Here is a 20,349-nt window from a genome sequence, read left to right as displayed (position 1 = left end):
CTTCCTTTCTATCTTTATATAATAATCATTATTTAGCAATAATAATTATATAATTAATTTTACTAATTGCAAGTAAAAAATCTCCAAGTCACTATTTATATATTATTAAAAATAATATTATTATATATCTTTTTTATACTCTAATAATAAAAAAATATTAACCACTTAATAAATGGTTAATATTTAAATAGTACTATACTTCTATTAATTTTGCTGTAACACCGTCAATTGCATTTAATTCTTCCATAAGCTTATTGATTTCTTCTTTTTCATCATGAATTAAATTTAATATTACAAGACCTGAGTTAGCACAAGATGTCTTGCTTGCTTCGTGTAAACCTAACCTAGTTTGGATTATACATCCGTATCTTGTTAAAACCTCTTGAACTGTTGGTGCAATTGATACTCTAGGTTCTATTTTTATTGCCATAATAGTAAACATAATCCTACCTCCGTAAACTTTATCACTTTCTATATTATCCTACTTAACCTCTATTTATTCAATAATTATGAAATTAGTAATTTATGAATTTATATTTAATTATATATTGAAATAAGAACATTTGTTCTGTATAATTATTTTAAATACTTTATAAAAAAGCTCACCTATGTAAGTTTTGCTTATTCCGTCGCTTTGCTCCAAGTCATCGCAAAATTACATAGGTGAACTTCAAAACTGAAGGATGGAAATTATAAAAAGTTATTCGGAGGGTAAGCTTTTTATAATTTCCTCTAAAAAATAAAGAAAGGTGATCTCTTTGAATATAGACGAAAAGCTTAATATTCTTTCAGCTGCTGCTAAATATGATGTGTCCTGTTCTTCTTCTGGATCTAAAAGAAAAAATTCTAATAATGGGTTAGGAAATGCTTCAAATAGCGGTATTTGTCATAGCTTTACTGCTGATGGACGATGTATATCTCTTCTTAAAATACTTTTAACCAACTATTGCATATATAACTGTAAATATTGTGTTAATGCTTATAGCAAAGATGTTCCTAGAGCAATGTTTACTCCTGATGAAGTAGTCTCATTAACTATTAACTTCTATAAACGTAATTTTATTGAAGGATTATTTTTAAGTTCTGCTATCTTTAAAAATCCTAACTATACTATGGAGCTACTTTTAATGGTAGTAAAAAAACTTAGAACTGAAGAAAGATTTAATGGTTATATTCATTTAAAGGCTATACCTGGAGCTGATGAATCATTAATAAAGGAAGCTGGAAAATATGCTGATAGAATGAGTGTTAACATAGAATTGCCATCAGCATCTAGCTTAAAACTTCTCGCTCCACAAAAAAGCAAAGAAAATATCTTAGCTCCAATGGGTATTATAAAAAATTCTATAATAGAAAATAAAGATTTAAAGAAGAACATAAAGTCAACAAAATTATTTGTACCTGGTGGCCAGAGCACACAACTTATTGTTGGTGCAACTCCTGAAAGTGATTATAAAATATTAAATTTATCAGAAAATTTGTATAATAGATACAATTTAAAAAGAGTCTATTATTCTGCTTATGTTCCTGTAGTAAGAAATGAAAAAGCCCTTCCTGATATTACTCATCCACCATTAGTTAGGGAACATAGATTATATCAAGCAGATTGGCTATTAAGGTTTTATGGATTTAAAGCAAAGGAGCTTTTGAAAAATGAAAATGATAACTTTGATTTGAATTTTGACCCTAAAACTTCTTGGGCATTAAATAATATAGAAAGCTTTCCAGTAGAAATAAATAAAGCATCCTATGATACCCTTCTTAGAATTCCAGGGATAGGTGTACGTTCAGCTAGAAGAATATTAATTACAAGAAAAGTTCATTCTTTAACCTTTGAAGATTTAAAAAAACTTGGAATAGTTTTAAAAAGAGCTAAATATTTTATAACTTGCAAAGGTAAGTATTATGGAGATGTGTCCTTTGATGAAGAAAAAATTAGAACTAGATTGCTTTATATGGATAAACCTAAAGTAGAAAATGAAACTTCTGAGCAACTTTCTTTTTTTGATAATATATATCCTTCTTCATCTAATAGAATTTTATTACCTGAACCAAAAAAGATAATTATGCCAAAAGATACTATAACCTCTCTAACTGGAGAATTTTAAAGGTGGTGTTTTCTTGCTTAAATTAGTATATGAAGATTCTTTTGAAGGTTTTCTAACTGCAATTTATGATAGCTTTTACTCAAAAAAGCAAATAACAGCACTTTGTACTCAAAACCAATTAGATATTGATCTTCTATCTGAAATTAAATATGTTGATGTTGATTTTGAGAAGTTCAGTAAGGTTAAAAATTCAATAGTCACAAAAATTGACCCTTTAGCTTTAAATAAAATTTACAAACTATATTTATCTAACTATAAAGATAAAGGAATCCTTTGTTATAGATATTTAAAAATTGCTTTTAAACTAGGTAGCAATATTCATAAATATCTACACTTAGATGAAGTAAGAGATTTAGATTTAATAGATAGACGTATTTCCATAGAGGCACATAGATTTGAAGGTTTTGTAAGATTTAAATCTATAAATAATAATTTTCTCTATTCTTCTATAGAACCTGATAACAATATATTAGAAATTATTTCACCTCACTTTCAAAGAAGGTTTAGTGATGAATATTGGATAATACATGATATAAAAAGAGAGATCGCTTCAATTTATAATAAAATTTCCTGGGAAATCAAAGAAATGGATAATGAAATTTATAATACATTAAAAAATTATAATGATGGTTTTCAAGACCTATGGAAAGGATATTTTAAATCCACAACAATAAAAGAAAGAATAAATCCTAAGCTTCAAAAAAGACAAATGCCAAAAAGGTATTGGGCTAACTTGTCTGAAATAGATTCTAATAAATAAGATGATAAGTATAAACTTACCATCTTATTTATTATTTAAACTAAATTTAATTTAAACCTATATAGTTGCAATAGCTTCTATTTCTATTACGCAGTCTTTAGGTAGTCTTGCTACTTCAACACAACTTCTTGCTGGTGGATTTTCTTTAAAATACTCTCCATAAACTTCATTTACTTGTCCAAAATCATTCATATCTTTTATGAAAACTACTACTTTTATTGCTTTATCTAAGCTACTTCCTGCTGCCTCTAAAACTCCCTTTACATTTTCTAAAGATTGTCTTGTAGCTGCTTTTATTTCTGTTACTAATTCTCCTGTAGCTGGATTAACTGGAATTTGCCCTGAAGTAAATACCATATCCCCTATCTTAATTCCTTGTGAGTATGGTCCTATTGCTGAAGGTGCATTATTTGTTGAAATAATCTCTTTTTGCATTTTACTACACGTCCTTTCATATTATTTGTATATAAAAATTTAAAAAACTAATACTAATTGTGAGCTCATCAAACTCATAAAGGATATTTAAAACTAATTTCGGCATCTCCATGAAGTTTTAAATATCCTCTTAATTTAAATATACCTTTTTTTTCCTTAAATTTCAATACAAAATCTCATTAATAGATTTATTTAAATATTTATAAGTTTATTAATTTATTGAATAGTGGTATAATTAGTACACTATAGAGGCCACAAAGGAGGTAATAATATATGAAGAAGAATATTAATATTGACTGGAATAATCTTGGTTTTAATTATATTAAAACTGATTATAGATATGTATCTGTTTGGAAAGATGGTCAATGGGATGATGGTAAATTAACAGAGGATAATATGCTAAAGATAAGTGAGGCTTCTACCGCTTTACATTATGGTCAACAATGCTTTGAAGGCTTAAAGGCTTATAGAAGAAAAGATGGGAAAATTCAATTATTTAGAATAGATAGAAATGCCCATAGGATGAATGAAAGTAACGCTAAGCTACTTATGCCTGAAATACCTGTTGAAAAATTTATAGATGCTTGTATGCAAGTGGTTAAAGCAAATGAACATTACGTTCCTCCATATGGAACTGGAGCTACGCTTTATTTAAGACCATTTATGATTGGTGTTGGAGATAACATAGGAGTTAAACCTGCCCCTGAATATATTTTTTCTGTATTTGCGGTTCCTGTTGGACCTTATTTTAAGGAAGGACTAACCCCTTGTAACTTTATGATAGCTGATTATGATAGAGCAGCTCCTTATGGAACTGGTGGGCAAAAGGTTGGTGGAAATTATGCTGCCTCATTACAAGCTCATAAAATTGCTGTTGATAGAGGATTTGCTGATTGTATCTATTTAGATCCTGCTACACATAAAAAAATTGAGGAAGTTGGAGCTGCTAATTTCTTTGGAATAACAAAAAATAATGAATTTGTTACACCAAAATCTCCATCAATTCTTCCTAGTATAACTAAATATTCTCTTATGGAAATAGCTAAGGAATACTTGAATATGCCTGTATACGAAAGAGATGTTTATGTAGATGATCTAGATCAATTTAAAGAAGCTGGCGCTTGTGGTACGGCTGCCGTTATAACTCCAATTGGAGGAATAGAATATAAAGATAAACTTCACGTATTTCATAGTGAAACTGAAGTTGGTCCTGTTACAAAAGAACTTTATAGAATTCTTTGTGGAATTCAATTTGGTGATGTTGAAGCTCCTAATGGATGGATTTTTGAAGTTTAGTTTGTAAAAAATGGCTAGGTATTTAGTTTTATACCTAGCCATTTTTATATGTATTTTTAATTTATAGTTATTATGTATTTTAATTTATTATGTCATAAATATTAAATTAAATATTTACTTTTTATCACTATTTCCACTTGTAATATAATAGTATGGTAATGCTAAAAATAGCACTCCACCAATAAAGTTTCCTAATGATACTAGAATTATATTATATGCATATCCACCTAAAGTTATTGTTGATTGATCTATTAAATATCCCATAGCTAAAAATCCCATATTAGCTACACTATGCTCAAATCCTGCTGTTATAAATGTAAATAAGCACCAAAATATCATTAATATTTTAGCTGTTTCTTCTTTTAATTTATAGCACATCCAAACAGCTAGACAAACTAGTATATTACATAATATACCTCTTAATAAAAGCTGACCTGCTGGAGTACTTACTTTAGCATATGCATTATTTACTATAAACTCTCCAATATACTCACTTTTTCCTGATGTTAAGCCTGCTTGTACAAATAGTATTGCTCCTAGAACACCGCCAAGTATATTTCCAATCCAACTTGCAAACCATATTTTAACGGCATCTACCCATGTTACTGTTTTCTCTAAAGCTCCCATTGTCATTATCATGGCGTTACTTGTAAATAAGTCTCCTCCAGCCATTAATACTAAACTAAGAGCTACTCCAAAAGATGCTCCCATTAAAATTTTATATGTTTCTATACCGTTATGATGCATTATTCCGCCTATGGTATAAATAAGCATAATACCTAAGCTTACAAATAAACTTCCAAGCATTGAACTCACTAAGTATCTTCCTTTACTTCTTCTTAGTAATGTGCTTTTAACTTCCGCTGAATGGGCTAAGTTATGAATTTCTTTACTGTACATGATACACCCCACATTATTGTTATTTTTTTAACAAGTAATAACACAATAACTTGAATTTTTACTTACAGTAAAATATTTTACAACGAAAAACAAAGTTTTGCAACGAAAACTTTGTTTTTGTTTTTTATTTTATTTAAGATCTTTTTTTATTTTATTTATGTAATAACCTCTTATTTCCTTATATTCTAAAAGAGGCTTTTTACTCACTTTAACATTGATACCATTTTCTTCTATGGATGCTTTCCATGAATTACTTTCTCCAAAAATATCTTTTTTGATATGATTACCTGGAAGCATAAGTAATGGAGCTAATATTACTTTTTTTATATTATCTTTCAATAATTCATTTATAATATCTTCTTTTTTTACTTCACCCTCTAATGTTCCTATATAAATATTTTTATAATCATTTTCTATAAATACTTTTCTTAGAGTCTCATATGCTTCTGTATTGATAGTTTTAGAACCATGTCCAACAAGAACTATATTTTCATTTTTTAATAAATCCTTTTCCATAGTCTTAACTATTAAATTGCACGATTCCTTAAAATCATCTTCTTTATTACTTATAAGAACATTTCCTAAGATAATTTTTGAAAATGAATAATCGTATTCCTTTATTGTTTTTTCTATATTTAAATATTCACTTCCCTCAATTACATGAAGTGGCTGTATATATACTTCCTTATATCTGTCATTACTTAAATTGAATAGTACTTCTTCTAATCTAGGAATTACTTTTCCATATTTATTAAGTAATAAATTAGATAATACGCTTGAAGTAAAAGCCTTACATACGTGATATTTATCCTTTAGCTCTTTTCTTATTTCATCTTCAAATGATTCTAATTCCTTTACTCCTTCTAAATTAGCTGTTCCAAAAGAAACAAGAATTATTGCTTTTGACATATGCACCTCTCTATTCTATATTAAAATTTCTAAATACATTTAAAAACTTATTTATATGCTCCTCTGTATGAACTGTACTTAAAAATAAAGCTTCATACTGTGATGGTGGTATATTTATTCCATTTAATATCATATGTTTAAAATACTTTATAAAAATTTCAGAATTACATGTTTTAACATCTTCATAAGTTTTCACATCTTTTAAATCTGTGAAAAATATAGTAAACATTCCCCCATATCTATTTATAGTTAACGGAATACCTTTTTCATTTGATATTTCTTTTAAGCCCTCTTCTAACATCTTACCTAGATTATCTATTTTTTCATAATACTCATCTTTATTCTTTTTCAACTTATTTAAAGTTGCAAGCCCAGCTGCCATAACAATAGGATTTCCAGACATAGTTCCAGCTTGATATACTTCTCCAACTGGGGCTAAGCATTCCATTATTTCTTTTTTCCCACCATATGCTCCAGAAGGAAGTCCCCCTCCTATTATCTTTGCATATGTTACTAAATCAGGCTTTGCACTAAATAATTTTTGTGCTCCGTCAAAAGATACTCTAAAGCCACTCATAACTTCATCAAATATTAATAGAGCACCATATTTATCACAAAGCTCTCTTAAAATATTCATAAAGTCTTCTTCTGCCTTTATAACTCCCATATTTCCTGCAACTGGCTCTATTATGACTCCTGCAATGTCATCTCCATATTTCTCAAATAAGGATTTAACACTTTCTTTATCATTATATATTCCTATAAGTGTATTTTTTATACTATCAGCTGGTACACCTAGAGATCCTGGAATTCCATTTGTTAATACACCCGATCCCGCTTCAACTAAAAACCCATCAAAATGTCCATGATAGCAACCTGCAAACTTTATTATTTTATTCTTTTTTGTATATCCTCTTGCTAGCTTTATTGCACTCATAGTAGCTTCTGTACCAGAGTTTACCATCCTTATCATTTCTATATTTTCTAAGTTTTTGCATAAAAATTTAGACATTATTAGCTCTAATTCTGTTGGAGCTCCAAATGCTATTGCACTTTCAGAAGTTTCTTTAATACACTTTACTACATCTTCATCGCAATGTCCTAATATCATAGGTCCCCAAGCTAATACGAAATCTATATACTTATTGCCCTCTTCATCTATTATTATTGCCCCTTTTCCACTTTTTATAATAGGAGGTGTCATTGTAGTGTTTTTATAAGCTCTAACTGGAGAATTAACTCCTCCTGGCATATATTTTTTTGATTCGTGAAAGATAACTTGATTTCTCATAACCTTAATCCTCCTTTAACCACTTTGCAGCTTCTAATGCATAATAAGTTATTATCATATCTGCACCAGCTCTTTTCATTGAAAGTAACATTTCTAAAGCTACTCTCTTTTCATCTATAAGTCCAGCCTCTGCTGCTGCCTTTACCATTGCAAATTCACCACTAACATTATAAGCACAAATTGGTACATTTATTTTATCTTTTGCTCTTCTTATAATATCTAAATACGACATTGCTGGTTTAACCATAATTATATCTGCACCTTCGTTTATATCCCATTCTATTTCTCTTAGTGCTTCTTCTGAATTAGCAGGATCCATTTGATAAGTTTTTCTATCTCCAAATTGAGGTGCTGAATGAGCTGCTTCTCTAAAAGGTCCATAAAAAGCTGATGAATACTTAGCTGCATAACTCATTATAGCCACATTTTTATATCCATTTTCATCTAAAACTTTTCTCATTAAGACAACCCTTCCATCCATCATATCTGATGGTGCAACCATATGAGTTCCTGCCTTTGCATGGGATAAAGCTATTTTACCTAGTATTTCTAATGTCTTATCATTATCTACTTCATTACCATTTAGAATTCCACAATGCCCATGACTAGTATATTGACACATACAGATATCTGTAATTACGTATAAGCTCTCTGAAATTTCTCTTATTTTTTTTACTGCTTGTTGTACTATTCCATTATCACTAAAGCTTTCTGATCCATATTCATCTTTGTGATTTGGTAATCCGAATATAATTACACTCTTTATATTAAGAGCCTCAACTTCTTCTATTATTTCCTGTAATCTATCTATAGACCAATGATAGTTACCTTTCATTGATGTAATTTCTTCTTTTATATTTTTTCCTTCAACAACAAAAATAGGGAATATAAAATCATTTGCTGTTAATTTATTTTCTCTTACCAAATCCCTAATTGCTGCATTTGCTCTTAATCTTCTTCCCCTTTTAATCATCTTACTTATCCTTTCTTTCCTTATAATTACTATATATCTCTATTATTTCATTTAAAAAGCCATCCTCTGAATGCTTTTTACACATATGACTTTTTATATTATTTGACTCTAAAGCTTTATATGTTTGAGGACCTATTGCGATATTAAATTTATCTTTAATATTATCTACACTAAGCATATTTATCATATTATTTACAGTGCTAGGGCTAGTATATAATATAAAATCTACTTCCTCAAAGACTCTTTTATTTTTTATATCTCCACAAAGTGTATTATATGTATGAACTCTATCAACATATAATCCTAGCTTTTCAATTGCTTCTCTTAAATATTCCCTACTTCCAGAAGAGCAAGGTATTAATACACTTTCTCCATTAACTAGATGTGGTGAAAGCTCATTAAATAAACCTTCTCCAACAAACTCTCTTCCCATTATAAAGGCTTGAATTCCTCTTTCTTCTAAAGCTTTTTTAGTTGCTTTACCAATAACTGAAAATTTAGCTTTAATACTTCTTATATCTATTTTATTTTCTACTAAATAATCAAAGAACATATTAACACCATTTACTGAAGTTAATATTATATGGTTGTATTCACTTAGTTTATCCTTAATAGAATTCAAATTTTCTTTAGTTTCTTTTATTTTTATAGAATTTATTTCAGTTACTTCTGCTCCTAAATCCCTTAACTTCCTCTTTAAATTAGACGACTGTTCCCTTGATCTTGTTACACATATATTTAATCCAAAAAGTGGCTTTTTCTCATACCAATTAAGCTTATCATTTAACTCTACAACATCTCCCATAACAATTATACATGGTGATTGTAGTTTAGCTTCAGAAACTTTTTGCTCTATATCTTGTAAAGTTCCAACTACTTTCTTTTGCTTTGAAGAAGTTCCTCTCATTATTACTGCTACTTTGGTACTTTTATCTTTGCCGTTACTTAATAAATTTTCTATTATACCTTTAAGATTGTTTAATCCCATCATAAAAACTAAAGTACCTTTTTCTTTAGATATGGCTTCCCAATTTATATTTAGCGCTCCAGCAGTCATTCCTGTAACTATATGAAAGCTTTGTGCCATTTCTCTTTGTGTTATTGGAATACCTGCATAATTTAATACTGCTATAGGTGAAGTAACTCCTGGAACAACTTCAAATTCTATATTTTCTTCAATTAAGGAAAGAACCTCTTCTCCACCTCTTCCAAAAACATAAGGATCTCCCCCTTTAATTCTTCCAACAGTATGCCCTTCTTTTGCAAGCCTTATTAAAGTTTTATTTATTTCCTCTTGAGTTTTATAATGGCATCCTGGCTCCTTACCACAATAATAAATTTCACAATCCTCTTTTAAATAATTTAATATATTATTTGAAACTAATCTATCATATAAAATAGCTGTACAATTTTTTAAAATTTCAACAGCTTTTAAAGTTAATAATTCCTCATCCCCTGGTCCAGTACCAATTATATAAACCTTGTTCATTTTTATTATCCTTTCAAAATTTTTTCGGCAAGCTTTAAACCTAGTTCTATATTTGTATCCTTATTACCAAGTATATCTTTTTTTACTATTTTTCCACCCACATCAAAGGTTCCTATCATATATAAATCATTGCCTTTTATTTCTGAATAGACTCCTATTACACTATGACATCCACCATTTAATCTTCTCATAAAACTTCTTTCAGCTTCTACTGAAGTTCTAACTTCCTTATTGTCCAATCCCTTTAAATACATATTGTATTCACCATCTTTTAATGCTTCTATACCTAAAGCACCTTGCCCTATTGCTGGTAAAAATATTTTAGGATCAAAATAATCAGTTATTATATCTTCTAAGTTTAGTCTCTTTATTCCAGCAGCTGCTAAAATTATTCCATCCATATTTTCTTTTTTCATTCTTTCTAATCTTGTTTGTACATTTCCTCTTATTGGAACTATATTTAAGTCTTTTCTTAACTCCCTTAACATTGCTGCTCTTCTTATACTGCTTGTTCCTATAATTGCTCCTTCTTTCAAATCTTCAAAATGAACTCCATTACTTGATACAAATACGTCTCTAATATCATCTCTTTCAGGAATTGCTACTAATTCAAAATCTTTAGGCAATTCAAAAGGCACGTCTTTCATACTATGCACAGCAGCATGAGCCTCTTTATTTAAAAGTGCATATTCTATTTCTTTAACAAATAGACCCTTCCCCCCTATTTTATCTAGTGTTACATCAAGCCTTTTATCCCCTTCTGTAACTACTAATAATTTTTTAGAATCTATTTCATATTTCTCCTTAATAAGTTTAATTACCTTATCTGTCTGAACCTGTGCTAATTTACTTTTCCTAGTTGCAATAATTAAATCCATAAAATATCTCCTATAAATATTAATTAATATATTTTACTTACTATTTCTTTTCCAAAAAATAATTCTATTATTAGTTTATCTTTTCCTTTTTCATAAATATATTTGAAATCTTCACTACATACAAACTCTATGATTTTATTTTTATTTTCCAGTATAAATTTTGCCTTTTCTCTAATACTAGATGAATATCCTATAAAATTATCATACTCTTTTAATACATCAAAAACCTTATTAGCTATCATTATTGATCCCTTTGGATTTCCATGTTTAGTGTTTACTGCAAAACTTATATTATCTAATTCTCTTTGTACAGGTGCTACTGCCATACCTCTTAAATAGTCAGCTGCAAATATATATATTTTAAATTCCTCATCACAGTCTTTTTTTATTTCTAAATTTTTTTTATAGTCATCAGTTGCTATTATTATTAAATGCTTATCTCTTAAAAAGTCTTTGTTATAACTGCCTTTAATAAGATTAATATTTTTAAGTCTATAAAATTCTTCTATAAAATCTAAAGATAATACTTCAACTATACATCCCTTTAATGCAAAGTTTTTGCCTTTTATATAGCCTACTTTTCCTCCTCCTATTATTCCGACCCTTAACTTTTGTGACATCACAGAAAGGAATGTATATTCTAAACCTTCTTCAAGAATATCTTTTCTAATATCTTTATACATTCTTCTCCTTGCCCCTTTAACCTTTCTTCTTTTAAAACTTCGATTGCTTTATTAACATAATAATCTGATGTACTTTTTATAAGCTTTTCTGCAATTTCTATATCTCGTTTATCTTTACACTTATTTTTTAAGGTTGTTTGTCTTTCTTCTATAACTTTAAAACTGTTGCTCTTCATTTCCTTTATGATATAGGATACATCTCTTATATCCTGCCAATTAAAATAATTTTCTATATGCTCATCTATTATATTTTTGAACTTAATCATTCTATCTTTTCTTAACTTTTTATTCCCATCATCTATAGAACTTATATCATCTATATCATAAAGTTTCACTCTTTTAAAATCTTTAATTTTCTCATCTACATCTCTAGGAAGGGCTAAATCAAATATTATTAAATTTCTCCCTACGTTTTGTATATGTTTTTTTTCAATAATTAAGTGCGGTGCTGAAGTGCATGAAACCACACAATCCATTTCATTAATTATGTTTCGTCCATCCTCATAATTCATAACCCTAACTCTTTTATCATCAATATCTATAACACTTTTAACTTTTCTAACTACTAAATTTAATTCATCTATATTATTAGAAAGAGCATATTTAACCACAAGCTTTCCAACTTCACCATATCCTATTACCATTATTTTATTAGTATTTTTCTTCATTGCTTCATTTACTGCTATTGATGCAGAAGAAACTGGTATTTCATAAAGCTTACCTTCTGTTCTAAACTTCTTTCCACAAGTAATCGCTTCTTGAAATAATCTTTGAAGTTTACTTTTAACAGCTCCTATATTATAAGCAAGACTGTATGCTTCTTTTATTTGCCCAAGTATTTGATCCTCTCCTAATATTTTTGAGTGAAAACCACAAACTACTTCCATTAAATGTTTTACTGAGTCTTTCTCAGTTAAATAAAAACAATATTCTCTTAAATTAATATCCCATTTAAGTATATCAAAAATCTTTTTTAATCCTTCTTCTTCATTTAAAGAACCATTAAAATAAATTTCTGTTCTATTACAAGTGCTTAAAATAACAGCTTCATCAAAATATTGAAGTAACTCTTTTGTATATTCTTCTCTCTTTTTTTGAGACAAAGCTAGCTTTTCTCTTATTTCTACTCCAATATTCTTCCTAATACCTAAAAGCTGAATCATACTCTTACTCCTAATCCAATTATTTTAGTTATATATTTTTTATATTATCCTTATTATACTCTTATTACAAATTTTTTTCATATTTTAAAGTTAATTTAAGACCACTACTTACCTTATAGTGGCCTTATTAGTTATTTATATTTATTTTACATATTTATCTATTAATCTGTCTAATAGATAATATTAATATTAATTATAAGCATTTGCCTATAATTAATATTTTACTCCGCTCCAATAAATATTGTCCTTTAAAATAGCCTTATCTGAAAGTTCTACTCCTTCAAGAGCCCACTTTTTAAACTCCATAAAGCCTGTTCTATCCACTATATATCCTATATGCTCTTTTCCACCTGGAGAGTTTCTATCAATATATTGTTCAACATACTTATAAGTATTTAATATTATTTTTATTATACTTTCTTCATCAACCCATATTATAAAATCTTCAGCTAATCTTGGATTTTTCTTTCCTGTTCTACCCATTATAGCTAATCTATAATATTTTTCTTTACTTCTTGTCCAAGCTCCTGTTGGACAATTGATAACACATTCTCCACATCCTATACACTTACTATTATCCCTTACAGGTCTATAGTTTTCTGGATGTAATGCTTCTGTTGATTTTTTCTTACAGGCTCTAATACAAGCTCCACATGATATACATTTATCTTTATCAAATTGTGGCTCTGTCATTCCTATTATACCAAAATCGTGCATTCTCACTTTAATACAATCATTTGGACAACCTGTTAATGCTACCTTAAAGTGTAAATCATTTGGGAATATAGCCTTTTCTATTTTCTTAGCAAAGTTTGTTGTATTGTAATTAGCATATGGACATACATTATTTCCTATACATGCTGATACATTTCTTGTTCCTGCTGCTGTATATCCCTTTCCTGGAATTTCCTGATTTATTTCTAGGCCTGCTATTATAGGTTGAAGAAGAACGTTAACTTCTTCTATATCATTCATATCTATTCCTGGAATTTCAAATCCTTGTCTTGTAGTCAAATGAACTGTTCCATTACCATATTTGTCTGCAATTTCTTGAATTAATCCTAAATATTCAGCCTTTAAGAATCCACCTGGAACTCTTATTCTTGAAGCTGTTAATCCTCTTCTTTTTGTAACTCTAAAGGCATTTTTTTTCAGCTTTTTAGTATTAATATCCATAGTGTCTCCTCCTAATCTATTAATTTCTTTCCTTTTGAATAATTAAATACAGGTCCATCTAAACAAATATACGTATCGTCTATTCTACAATGTCCACACTTTCCTATTCCACAGCACATTTTTCTTTCTTGAGAAATCCATATATTTTCTTCCTTAATTCCAAGCTTTAAGAATTCTAACACAGTAAATTTCATCATCATAGGTGGTCCAACAACAATAACTTGTACATTTTCCTTATCTTTTATATCAAGCTCTGGAATATATTTAGTTACAAGTCCAACTCTTCCTTGATATCCTACCTTTGCTCCATCTACTGTTAATATGAAATTCATATTTTTTTCCCATTTTTTCATATCTTCTTTAAAAAGAATATCCTCTGGTGATTTGAACCCTGAGATAAGAGTAAATCCCTTTGAACCCTCTTTATTCTCTGAAAAATAATCTACAATTCCTTTAACTGGTGAAAGTCCAGTTCCTCCAGCAACTACTATTACTTCTTTGCCTTTATAATTATCTATGTCAAATCCATTTCCATATGGACCTCTTAAAAACAGTTTGTCGCTAACATAATTATTAAATATTTCATCTGTAACCTTCCCAACTCTTCTTATAGTTAAGTCAACATAGTGTTCACCTATTCCACTTACTGATATAGGAGCTTCCCCATACTTCGGAAGAGAAACTTCAAAGAATTGTCCAGGTTTAACTTCTCCTTTAAAAGCCATTCTAAAAGTGTATTCTATTTCTGTATGCTTAATAACTTCTAATATTTCTGATATAAAAGGAATATATTCGTTTGTATTCATATTACTTCACCTCTTCCATAGCCTTTTCTAATTTATTAACACAGTTTGAGAATGAAATATATTCAGGACATGCATCATCACATCTTCCACATCCTACGCACATATGATATCCCCATCTCTTTTTGTAGTCATAAACCTTATGAAGAACTTTAAATCTCATTCTTTGTCCCTTTTCTTTCCTGAAACTATGTCCTCCAGCCATATCTGTATATCCATCTACTTGACATGAAGCCCAAACTCTTCTTCTTTCTCCAACTTTTCCATTATCCTTGTAGAATATATCTTGCATAGTAAAGCATGTACAAGTTGGACAGACAAAGTTACATCTACCACAGGCTATACATCTTTCTGAGTATTCATCCCAAACCTTTGAATTCATAACTTTTAATTCTAAATTATTTGGTATATTAACTTTAACATCATTACTTTCAACAAAATCTGGAGTTACATCTACTGATTCATTATTTAATGATGTAAATATATCTTCTAATTCTTTATCTTTTATATCTAAATATACTGCTTCTCCATCTTGTTTTACATATGCATTATATTCATCTGTCTTATTTGTTTCCATGCTTACACAAAAACAGTTTTCAAAGCTTTTTTCACATCCCATTAAAACAAACTTAGCTTTTTCTCTTAACTTTTTATAATATGGATCTTCAAATTTATTTCTTAAATAAATATCATCAATTCTTCTTAATGAATGCATATCACAGCTTCTTAAGAATATTAATATAGATTTTTCATCAACATTTGGTTCTTTAACTTCATCCTCTGTAAAGAAAAATACTGTTTGCGTTATTGGAAGTAATACTTCCTTATAGGAAAACTGTGACTTTTTATCAAATTCTATTTCCTCTATTTTTGATATTTCACCATATCTAACTATATCAGTATCTGAAAAAGTTCCCTTTCCCTCAAAAACTTTTGGTGCATATATCTTATACTTTTTTGATAGCTCTTTTAATCCGTTATTAAATTCTTCTACTTTAAGCTTATATCCCATATTAAACACCTCTTAGTTTACTTTTTTCTTTCTAGATATGATGTAATAAGGTATTGCCATAAATACGGCTCCTCCAACCATGTTCCCCAATGTTACCATTGCAATATTATAAGCATATCCTCCTATACTTACAGCTGCTCCAGCTGGTGAAAGTAATCCTATTGTTAACAAAGTCATATTAGCTACACTATGCTCAAAACCTGCTGTTATAAAAACAAATAAGCACCAAAATATCATTATAAGCTTTGCTGTTTCCTCTTTACATTTAAAGCTACACCATACAGCTAAACAAACTAGAATATTGCATAATATTCCTCTAAAGAATAAATCACTTGCCGGTAAAGACATTTTAGTAGCACTTGTTTTTGCTATAAATTCTCCAACTGGACCTGATGCTAAACCAGCCATAAAAAATAATGAGCCTGCGAGTATTGAACCTGTTAAGTTTCCAATAAAGCTTACTATCCAAATTTTAATTGTATCTCCCCAGGAAACTGACTTATTTAATGCTCCAACAGTCATTACAAAGTTATTTCCAGTAAATAATTCTGATCCTGCAAATATTACTAAACTTAATGCTACTCCAAATGATAATCCCATAACAATTTTTGTTGCAGGTGAATTAGCTGAATTAAGTAATCCTCCTACTGTAAAAATTAACATAATACCGAGTCCAACATAGATTCCTGCTAGCATTGAACTTATAAAATATCCTAATCTATTATCTTTTAATAGTTCAACTTTTGCTTTTGCTGCTGATGCAACCTTATTAAATTCTTCACTATACATTGCTTTTCCCCCTTATAATTGTTATTATAATCACAATCTTTATAATGAAATTATAAGTCCTGGAAAAGATAAAAACTGTGATGATTATCACAGTTTTTATCTTTTATTTTTTATTTTATTTAATTCTTTTAACTTTCTCTATTCCCTTAAAAAAATTAGCAATTTCATCTTTGTCTTTTACTACTATTCTTTTTTTCTCATATATTATTAGATTCTTTTCTTGAAGAATTTTTAGAGCTCTAGATATAGTTTCTCTTGGTGCTCCAAACATATCTGCTAAATATGTTATGCTTATATTTAAATCTATTAAAGTTCCCTCTTCAACATCTCTTCCATAATCCTTGCATAATTTCCAAAGCTTTGCTGCAACTCTCTTTTCCACTTTTATAGGAGTTGAATTTTTTAATTGTCTATATAGCCTTCTGACTTTAATACTTAAGGATGAAATAATTATTTTTGTAAGTTCAAAATCTTTCTTCATAATTTGTTGAAATTTTACTCTATCGAATGATAATATCTCTGCTCTTTCGAAAACTTCGCAATTAATAGAAGCTGCTAAATCATCTAAAACTACAGCATTTATAACAGTATTTTCCCCTAAAATAAATATAACTTTCTTTTGAGCAGATTCATTTAACTTATATAAAGCAACCTTTCCACTATAAACTATATAGATTTTATTTACTTCCTCTTTATCTCTAAATATGTGACCTCCCTTTAAATAGCACTTACTTTCACCAATATTAGATAATTCTTCTATTGCAGTTTTAGAGACTTTATTAAATAAACTCATATTCATTAATTGATTTTTAATTAACTCTTTCATCTCAATACACCATTCCTAATTAAAGTACTTTATCATTAGACTATGTTAAAGGAAACGTTCATATGATAACCACTTCATCACTAATTTCCTATGTTAATGAGTTCTAACAGAGCCTATTATTAAAATATATATTAAAATTTATAAAAGTGCAAAATAAAAAAGTGAGCATATGTAAGTTTACTTATTCCGTCACTCCGCTCCAAGTCAACGCAAACTTACATATGTCCACCTCCAAACCGAAAGATAATTTATTATTTTAATTATATATTTACTATATAGTTAACTTATTCTTTAATTGATTTATTAACAATAACTACAAACCATATCATAGCCACTCCAAGCATAGCATGTCCAAGTCCTGCTATATGACTTAATCCTGCAAAGTCAGTTCCTAATACTTGCATTACTCCCCTAGCTGCAAATGTTGCTAAAACATATATTAATGATATATTGTAAAATATCATCCATTTTTGAAAATGCTTAGCTTTTGATAGTTGAAAATTCTTTTCTAAAAGTAAAACTAAAATAAAGAAAATAAATCCTAACGTTAATGCATGTGTATGTACAACTGAAAGTACTGTTTTCCCTTCAAATCCATTAACTTTTGTAAACTCCCTATAAAATACTCCCATTGCTAAACCTAATACTAAATAAAAAGTTGCAAAATTAAAATATTTTTTCATATTCTTTCTCCTATTCTAATATTAATTATTTTTTAATAATAATTATATAATACGATTTCTTTTTAAATATTTCAATATAATCTTTTTATTTATTTTATCGTTATTTATCTTAAAAGCTTTTAACACAATGCTTTCTTATAAAAGTATAGATCATAAAATATAGAAATTTAAAAGTTATTTATTTAAAGTTAGTTAATATTATATATTATAATAATTTTCTTTGACAGCTTGTCTGGTATTGCATATAATAAATAACAATAACCTTCCTATAAGCTTAATAATATGGTTTAAGCGTTTCTACTATACTACCGTAAATAGTATAACTATGAAGTTTCGATCCAGGTGAGGTTGTTTATTATTATATTTAAATATACTCAGAGGTGGATTTATGAATAAAAAAGATTTTATATCTCAAATTAAGGCTTCTAGCAAAGCTGAAATATGTGACTTAGTTATTAAAAATATAACTATTGTTGATGTATTTCAAAACAGTTCCTTTAAAGACAATGTAGCTATTAAAGACGGATTTATTGTTGGCTTTGGAGATTATAGAGGAAAGGTAGAAATTGATGGTACGGATAAGTTTATTTGTCCTGGCCTTATTGATGCCCATGCACACATTGAATCTTCACTTGTAACTCCAAAAGAATACTACAAAGCTGCATTATTACACGGAATCACTTCTATAGTTATTGACCCACATGAAATTGCTAATGTACTAGGAGAAAAAGGCATTAGACTTATTATGGATTTATCTAAAAATACACCATTTGATTACTATTTTATGCTTCCTTCTTGTGTTCCAGCTACTTCATTTGAAACTTCTGGAGCTATACTAGAGAGTAAAGATTTATATCCTTTATATAAAGAATATAATGTCTTAGGACTTGCTGAGGTTATGAATTTTCCAGAGGTTATAAATTGCTCAGATGGAATGATAAATAAACTTTGGGACGCTAAATCAAATGGATTCGTAATTGATGGTCATTGTGCTGGATTTACAAAGGATATGTTAAATGTTTATGCAACTGCAAATATTCTTACAGATCATGAATGCCACACTACAGAAGAAGTAATTGATAGGCTAAGAAGAGGAATGTATGTCCATATTAGAGAAGGTACAGTTGCTAAAAACTTAAAAGAGCTAATAAAAGCAGCTTCAATTTCTAATAGTAGACGAATTTGTTTTTGTACGGACGATAAACATATAGATGATTTAATATTAAACGGAAGTATAAATAGCTCTATAAGAATGGCTATATCTTATGGCTTATCCCCTGAAACGGCGATACAAATGTGCACGTTAAACCCTTCAGAATGCTATAATTTAAAGTACAAAGGTGCAATAGCTCCTGGTTATATGGCAGATTTTATAATATTAGATGACCTAGAAAATTTTAAAATAAATTCTGTTTATAAAAATGGAACTATTGTAGTTGAAAACAATAAGCTCCTTTATAATTCATCTAATGATAAATATGATTTACCTAAATTAAATAGCATTAATATAAAAGATATTTCCTTAAAAGACTTAGAAATAAATTTGAAAAATAAATCAATATTAAACGTAATTGAAATTAATCCTAATAAGCTTGAAAGTAATCATATAAAAATAAATATAAATAATTTAAGAAATACTACTTTATTTGAATCTGATACAAAATTAGATTTATTAAAAGTTGCAGTTATTGAAAGACATAAAAACACTGGAAATATAGGACTTGGAGTAATTAGAGGTCTAAATTTAAAAGAAGGTGCAATTGCTACAACAATTGCCCACGATTCTCATAACCTAATTACTTGTGGGACTAATGATGAAGATATTTTAGTGGCAATAAATGAACTAAAAAAAATAAACGGTGGCATTATCGTAGTTAAAGATAAGAAGGTTTTGGCATCAATTCAACTTGAAATTGCTGGACTAATAACATCAAGAGCATCTTCAGAGGTAACTTCTGACTTAGAGAAGCTACACTTAGCAATAAAAGAAATAGCTCCTAATATAAACTTCAATCCATTTTTAACTTTATCATTTTTATCACTACCAGTTATACCAGATCTAAAAATAACGGACAAAGGATTGTTTGATGTAACAAAATTCGAATTTATAGATAATGTAAATTAAAATTTTCAAAAAATATTCTAATCAAAAATAAGAAGACTGTATCAAATTCA

20 protein-coding genes and 1 riboswitch are annotated in these 20,349 nt (G+C 28.5%); of the genes, 4 read left to right on the top strand and 16 right to left on the bottom strand.

Going from position 1 to position 20,349, the window contains the following annotated elements; genetic code table 11:
* Positions 1 to 193: 193 nt before the first annotated feature.
* Positions 194 to 442, bottom strand: coding sequence for a CPF_0552 family protein (locus ACZJV1_RS05500; protein ID WP_463651687.1), 249 nt, complete (start codon positions 440 to 442; stop codon positions 194 to 196).
* A gap of 316 nt (positions 443 to 758) precedes the next feature.
* Here ACZJV1_RS05500 and ACZJV1_RS05495 point away from each other — a divergent pair, with 316 nt between their 5' ends.
* Entirely contained in the window at positions 759 to 2,108 is a 1,350-nt protein-coding gene (locus ACZJV1_RS05495) for a putative DNA modification/repair radical SAM protein (protein WP_463651686.1), read from the top strand.
* Positions 2,109 to 2,121: 13 nt separating this feature from the next.
* Positions 2,122 to 2,868: a TIGR03915 family putative DNA repair protein gene (locus ACZJV1_RS05490; RefSeq protein ID WP_411170238.1), complete on the top strand. Its 747-nt coding sequence runs from the start codon at positions 2,122 to 2,124 to the stop codon at positions 2,866 to 2,868.
* A 57-nt stretch (positions 2,869 to 2,925) separates the two neighbouring features.
* On the opposite strand, the gene ACZJV1_RS05485 is transcribed toward ACZJV1_RS05490, so the two are convergent.
* Complete coding sequence (locus ACZJV1_RS05485; RefSeq protein ID WP_411170237.1) at positions 2,926 to 3,303, bottom strand: RidA family protein; 378 nt, start codon at positions 3,301 to 3,303, stop codon at positions 2,926 to 2,928.
* Between the two features lie 273 nt (positions 3,304 to 3,576).
* On the opposite strand from ACZJV1_RS05485, the gene ACZJV1_RS05480 reads away from it, so the two are divergent.
* Positions 3,577 to 4,599: a branched-chain amino acid aminotransferase gene (locus ACZJV1_RS05480; protein ID WP_411170236.1), complete on the top strand. Its 1,023-nt coding sequence runs from the start codon at positions 3,577 to 3,579 to the stop codon at positions 4,597 to 4,599.
* Between the two features lie 114 nt (positions 4,600 to 4,713).
* Here the strand turns inward: ACZJV1_RS05480 and ACZJV1_RS05475 are convergent, their stop codons facing one another.
* The 14 genes from ACZJV1_RS05475 to ACZJV1_RS05410 form a co-directional block, all read right to left on the bottom strand.
* The gene (locus tag ACZJV1_RS05475; RefSeq protein WP_463651685.1) at positions 4,714 to 5,499 is read right to left on the bottom strand and encodes a formate/nitrite transporter family protein; all 786 of its coding nucleotides are present in this window, start codon (positions 5,497 to 5,499) and stop codon (positions 4,714 to 4,716) included.
* 129 nt (positions 5,500 to 5,628) lie between these two features.
* Complete coding sequence (locus ACZJV1_RS05470; protein ID WP_463651684.1) at positions 5,629 to 6,408, bottom strand: sirohydrochlorin cobaltochelatase; 780 nt, start codon at positions 6,406 to 6,408, stop codon at positions 5,629 to 5,631.
* 10 nt (positions 6,409 to 6,418) lie between these two features.
* Positions 6,419 to 7,699, bottom strand: a complete 1,281-nt coding sequence (hemL, locus tag ACZJV1_RS05465; RefSeq protein ID WP_463651683.1) for a glutamate-1-semialdehyde 2,1-aminomutase — start codon at positions 7,697 to 7,699, stop codon at positions 6,419 to 6,421.
* A 4-nt stretch (positions 7,700 to 7,703) separates the two neighbouring features.
* Positions 7,704 to 8,672 carry a porphobilinogen synthase gene (hemB, locus tag ACZJV1_RS05460; RefSeq protein WP_463651682.1) on the bottom strand — a complete coding sequence of 323 codons (969 nt, stop codon included), beginning with the start codon at positions 8,670 to 8,672 and terminating at the stop codon, positions 7,704 to 7,706.
* A gap of 1 nt (position 8,673) precedes the next feature.
* Positions 8,674 to 10,161, bottom strand: coding sequence for a uroporphyrinogen-III C-methyltransferase (gene cobA / locus ACZJV1_RS05455; RefSeq protein ID WP_463651681.1), 1,488 nt, complete (start codon positions 10,159 to 10,161; stop codon positions 8,674 to 8,676).
* Positions 10,162 to 10,166: 5 nt separating this feature from the next.
* The gene (hemC, locus tag ACZJV1_RS05450) at positions 10,167 to 11,039 is read right to left on the bottom strand and encodes a hydroxymethylbilane synthase (RefSeq protein WP_463651680.1); all 873 of its coding nucleotides are present in this window, start codon (positions 11,037 to 11,039) and stop codon (positions 10,167 to 10,169) included.
* A gap of 23 nt (positions 11,040 to 11,062) precedes the next feature.
* Positions 11,063 to 11,722: an NAD(P)-dependent oxidoreductase gene (locus ACZJV1_RS05445; RefSeq protein ID WP_463651679.1), complete on the bottom strand. Its 660-nt coding sequence runs from the start codon at positions 11,720 to 11,722 to the stop codon at positions 11,063 to 11,065.
* On the bottom strand, positions 11,680 to 12,885 hold the full coding sequence (gene hemA, locus ACZJV1_RS05440; RefSeq protein ID WP_463651678.1) for a glutamyl-tRNA reductase: 1,206 nt from the start codon (positions 12,883 to 12,885) through the stop codon (positions 11,680 to 11,682). The genes ACZJV1_RS05445 and hemA overlap by 43 nt, the downstream gene beginning before the upstream one ends.
* 213 nt (positions 12,886 to 13,098) lie before the next feature.
* Positions 13,099 to 14,061, bottom strand: a complete 963-nt coding sequence (gene asrC / locus ACZJV1_RS05435; RefSeq protein ID WP_463651677.1) for a sulfite reductase subunit C — start codon at positions 14,059 to 14,061, stop codon at positions 13,099 to 13,101.
* A gap of 11 nt (positions 14,062 to 14,072) precedes the next feature.
* Positions 14,073 to 14,867 (bottom strand): anaerobic sulfite reductase subunit AsrB, encoded by a 795-nt coding sequence (gene asrB, locus ACZJV1_RS05430; RefSeq protein WP_460288156.1) that lies wholly within the window; start codon positions 14,865 to 14,867, stop codon positions 14,073 to 14,075.
* A gap of 1 nt (position 14,868) precedes the next feature.
* Positions 14,869 to 15,876 (bottom strand): anaerobic sulfite reductase subunit AsrA, encoded by a 1,008-nt coding sequence (asrA, locus tag ACZJV1_RS05425; protein ID WP_463651676.1) that lies wholly within the window; start codon positions 15,874 to 15,876, stop codon positions 14,869 to 14,871.
* 12 nt (positions 15,877 to 15,888) lie between these two features.
* Positions 15,889 to 16,665, bottom strand: a complete 777-nt coding sequence (locus ACZJV1_RS05420; protein WP_411170224.1) for a formate/nitrite transporter family protein — start codon at positions 16,663 to 16,665, stop codon at positions 15,889 to 15,891.
* A 115-nt stretch (positions 16,666 to 16,780) separates the two neighbouring features.
* Complete coding sequence (locus tag ACZJV1_RS05415) at positions 16,781 to 17,491, bottom strand: Crp/Fnr family transcriptional regulator (protein ID WP_463651675.1); 711 nt, start codon at positions 17,489 to 17,491, stop codon at positions 16,781 to 16,783.
* A gap of 284 nt (positions 17,492 to 17,775) precedes the next feature.
* The gene (locus ACZJV1_RS05410; protein ID WP_463651674.1) at positions 17,776 to 18,174 is read right to left on the bottom strand and encodes a DUF2871 domain-containing protein; all 399 of its coding nucleotides are present in this window, start codon (positions 18,172 to 18,174) and stop codon (positions 17,776 to 17,778) included.
* 244 nt (positions 18,175 to 18,418) lie between these two features.
* Positions 18,419 to 18,520, top strand: a riboswitch (purine riboswitch).
* A 42-nt stretch (positions 18,521 to 18,562) separates the two neighbouring features.
* On the opposite strand from ACZJV1_RS05410, the gene ade reads away from it, so the two are divergent.
* Entirely contained in the window at positions 18,563 to 20,299 is a 1,737-nt protein-coding gene (gene ade, locus ACZJV1_RS05405; RefSeq protein WP_460288159.1) for an adenine deaminase, read from the top strand.
* Positions 20,300 to 20,349 lie beyond the last annotated feature (50 nt).

The sequence above is a fragment of the Clostridium sp. LS3 genome, assembly GCF_055330225.1.
This window is presented reverse-complemented; position numbering and strand designations above follow the sequence as displayed.

Bases quoted from the DNA above. Each gene is read 5' to 3' on its own strand.
- ACZJV1_RS05500 (WP_463651687.1), bottom strand. From the start codon at position 442: ATGTTTACTATTATGGCAATAAAAATAGAACCTAGAGTATCAATTGCA.
- ACZJV1_RS05485 (WP_411170237.1), bottom strand. From the start codon at position 3,303: ATGCAAAAAGAGATTATTTCAACAAATAATGCACCTTCAGCAATAGGA.
- ACZJV1_RS05480 (WP_411170236.1), top strand. From the start codon at position 3,577: ATGAAGAAGAATATTAATATTGACTGGAATAATCTTGGTTTTAATTAT.
- ACZJV1_RS05475 (WP_463651685.1), bottom strand. From the start codon at position 5,499: ATGTACAGTAAAGAAATTCATAACTTAGCCCATTCAGCGGAAGTTAAA.
- ACZJV1_RS05470 (WP_463651684.1), bottom strand. From the start codon at position 6,408: ATGTCAAAAGCAATAATTCTTGTTTCTTTTGGAACAGCTAATTTAGAA.
- hemL (WP_463651683.1), bottom strand. From the start codon at position 7,699: ATGAGAAATCAAGTTATCTTTCACGAATCAAAAAAATATATGCCAGGA.
- hemB (WP_463651682.1), bottom strand. From the start codon at position 8,672: ATGATTAAAAGGGGAAGAAGATTAAGAGCAAATGCAGCAATTAGGGAT.
- cobA (WP_463651681.1), bottom strand. From the start codon at position 10,161: ATGAACAAGGTTTATATAATTGGTACTGGACCAGGGGATGAGGAATTA.
- hemC (WP_463651680.1), bottom strand. From the start codon at position 11,039: ATGGATTTAATTATTGCAACTAGGAAAAGTAAATTAGCACAGGTTCAG.
- ACZJV1_RS05445 (WP_463651679.1), bottom strand. From the start codon at position 11,722: ATGTATAAAGATATTAGAAAAGATATTCTTGAAGAAGGTTTAGAATAT.
- hemA (WP_463651678.1), bottom strand. From the start codon at position 12,885: ATGATTCAGCTTTTAGGTATTAGGAAGAATATTGGAGTAGAAATAAGA.
- asrC (WP_463651677.1), bottom strand. From the start codon at position 14,061: ATGGATATTAATACTAAAAAGCTGAAAAAAAATGCCTTTAGAGTTACA.
- asrB (WP_460288156.1), bottom strand. From the start codon at position 14,867: ATGAATACAAACGAATATATTCCTTTTATATCAGAAATATTAGAAGTT.
- asrA (WP_463651676.1), bottom strand. From the start codon at position 15,876: ATGGGATATAAGCTTAAAGTAGAAGAATTTAATAACGGATTAAAAGAG.
- ACZJV1_RS05420 (WP_411170224.1), bottom strand. From the start codon at position 16,665: ATGTATAGTGAAGAATTTAATAAGGTTGCATCAGCAGCAAAAGCAAAA.
- ACZJV1_RS05415 (WP_463651675.1), bottom strand. From the start codon at position 17,491: ATGAAAGAGTTAATTAAAAATCAATTAATGAATATGAGTTTATTTAAT.
- ACZJV1_RS05410 (WP_463651674.1), bottom strand. From the start codon at position 18,174: ATGAAAAAATATTTTAATTTTGCAACTTTTTATTTAGTATTAGGTTTA.
- ade (WP_460288159.1), top strand. From the start codon at position 18,563: ATGAATAAAAAAGATTTTATATCTCAAATTAAGGCTTCTAGCAAAGCT.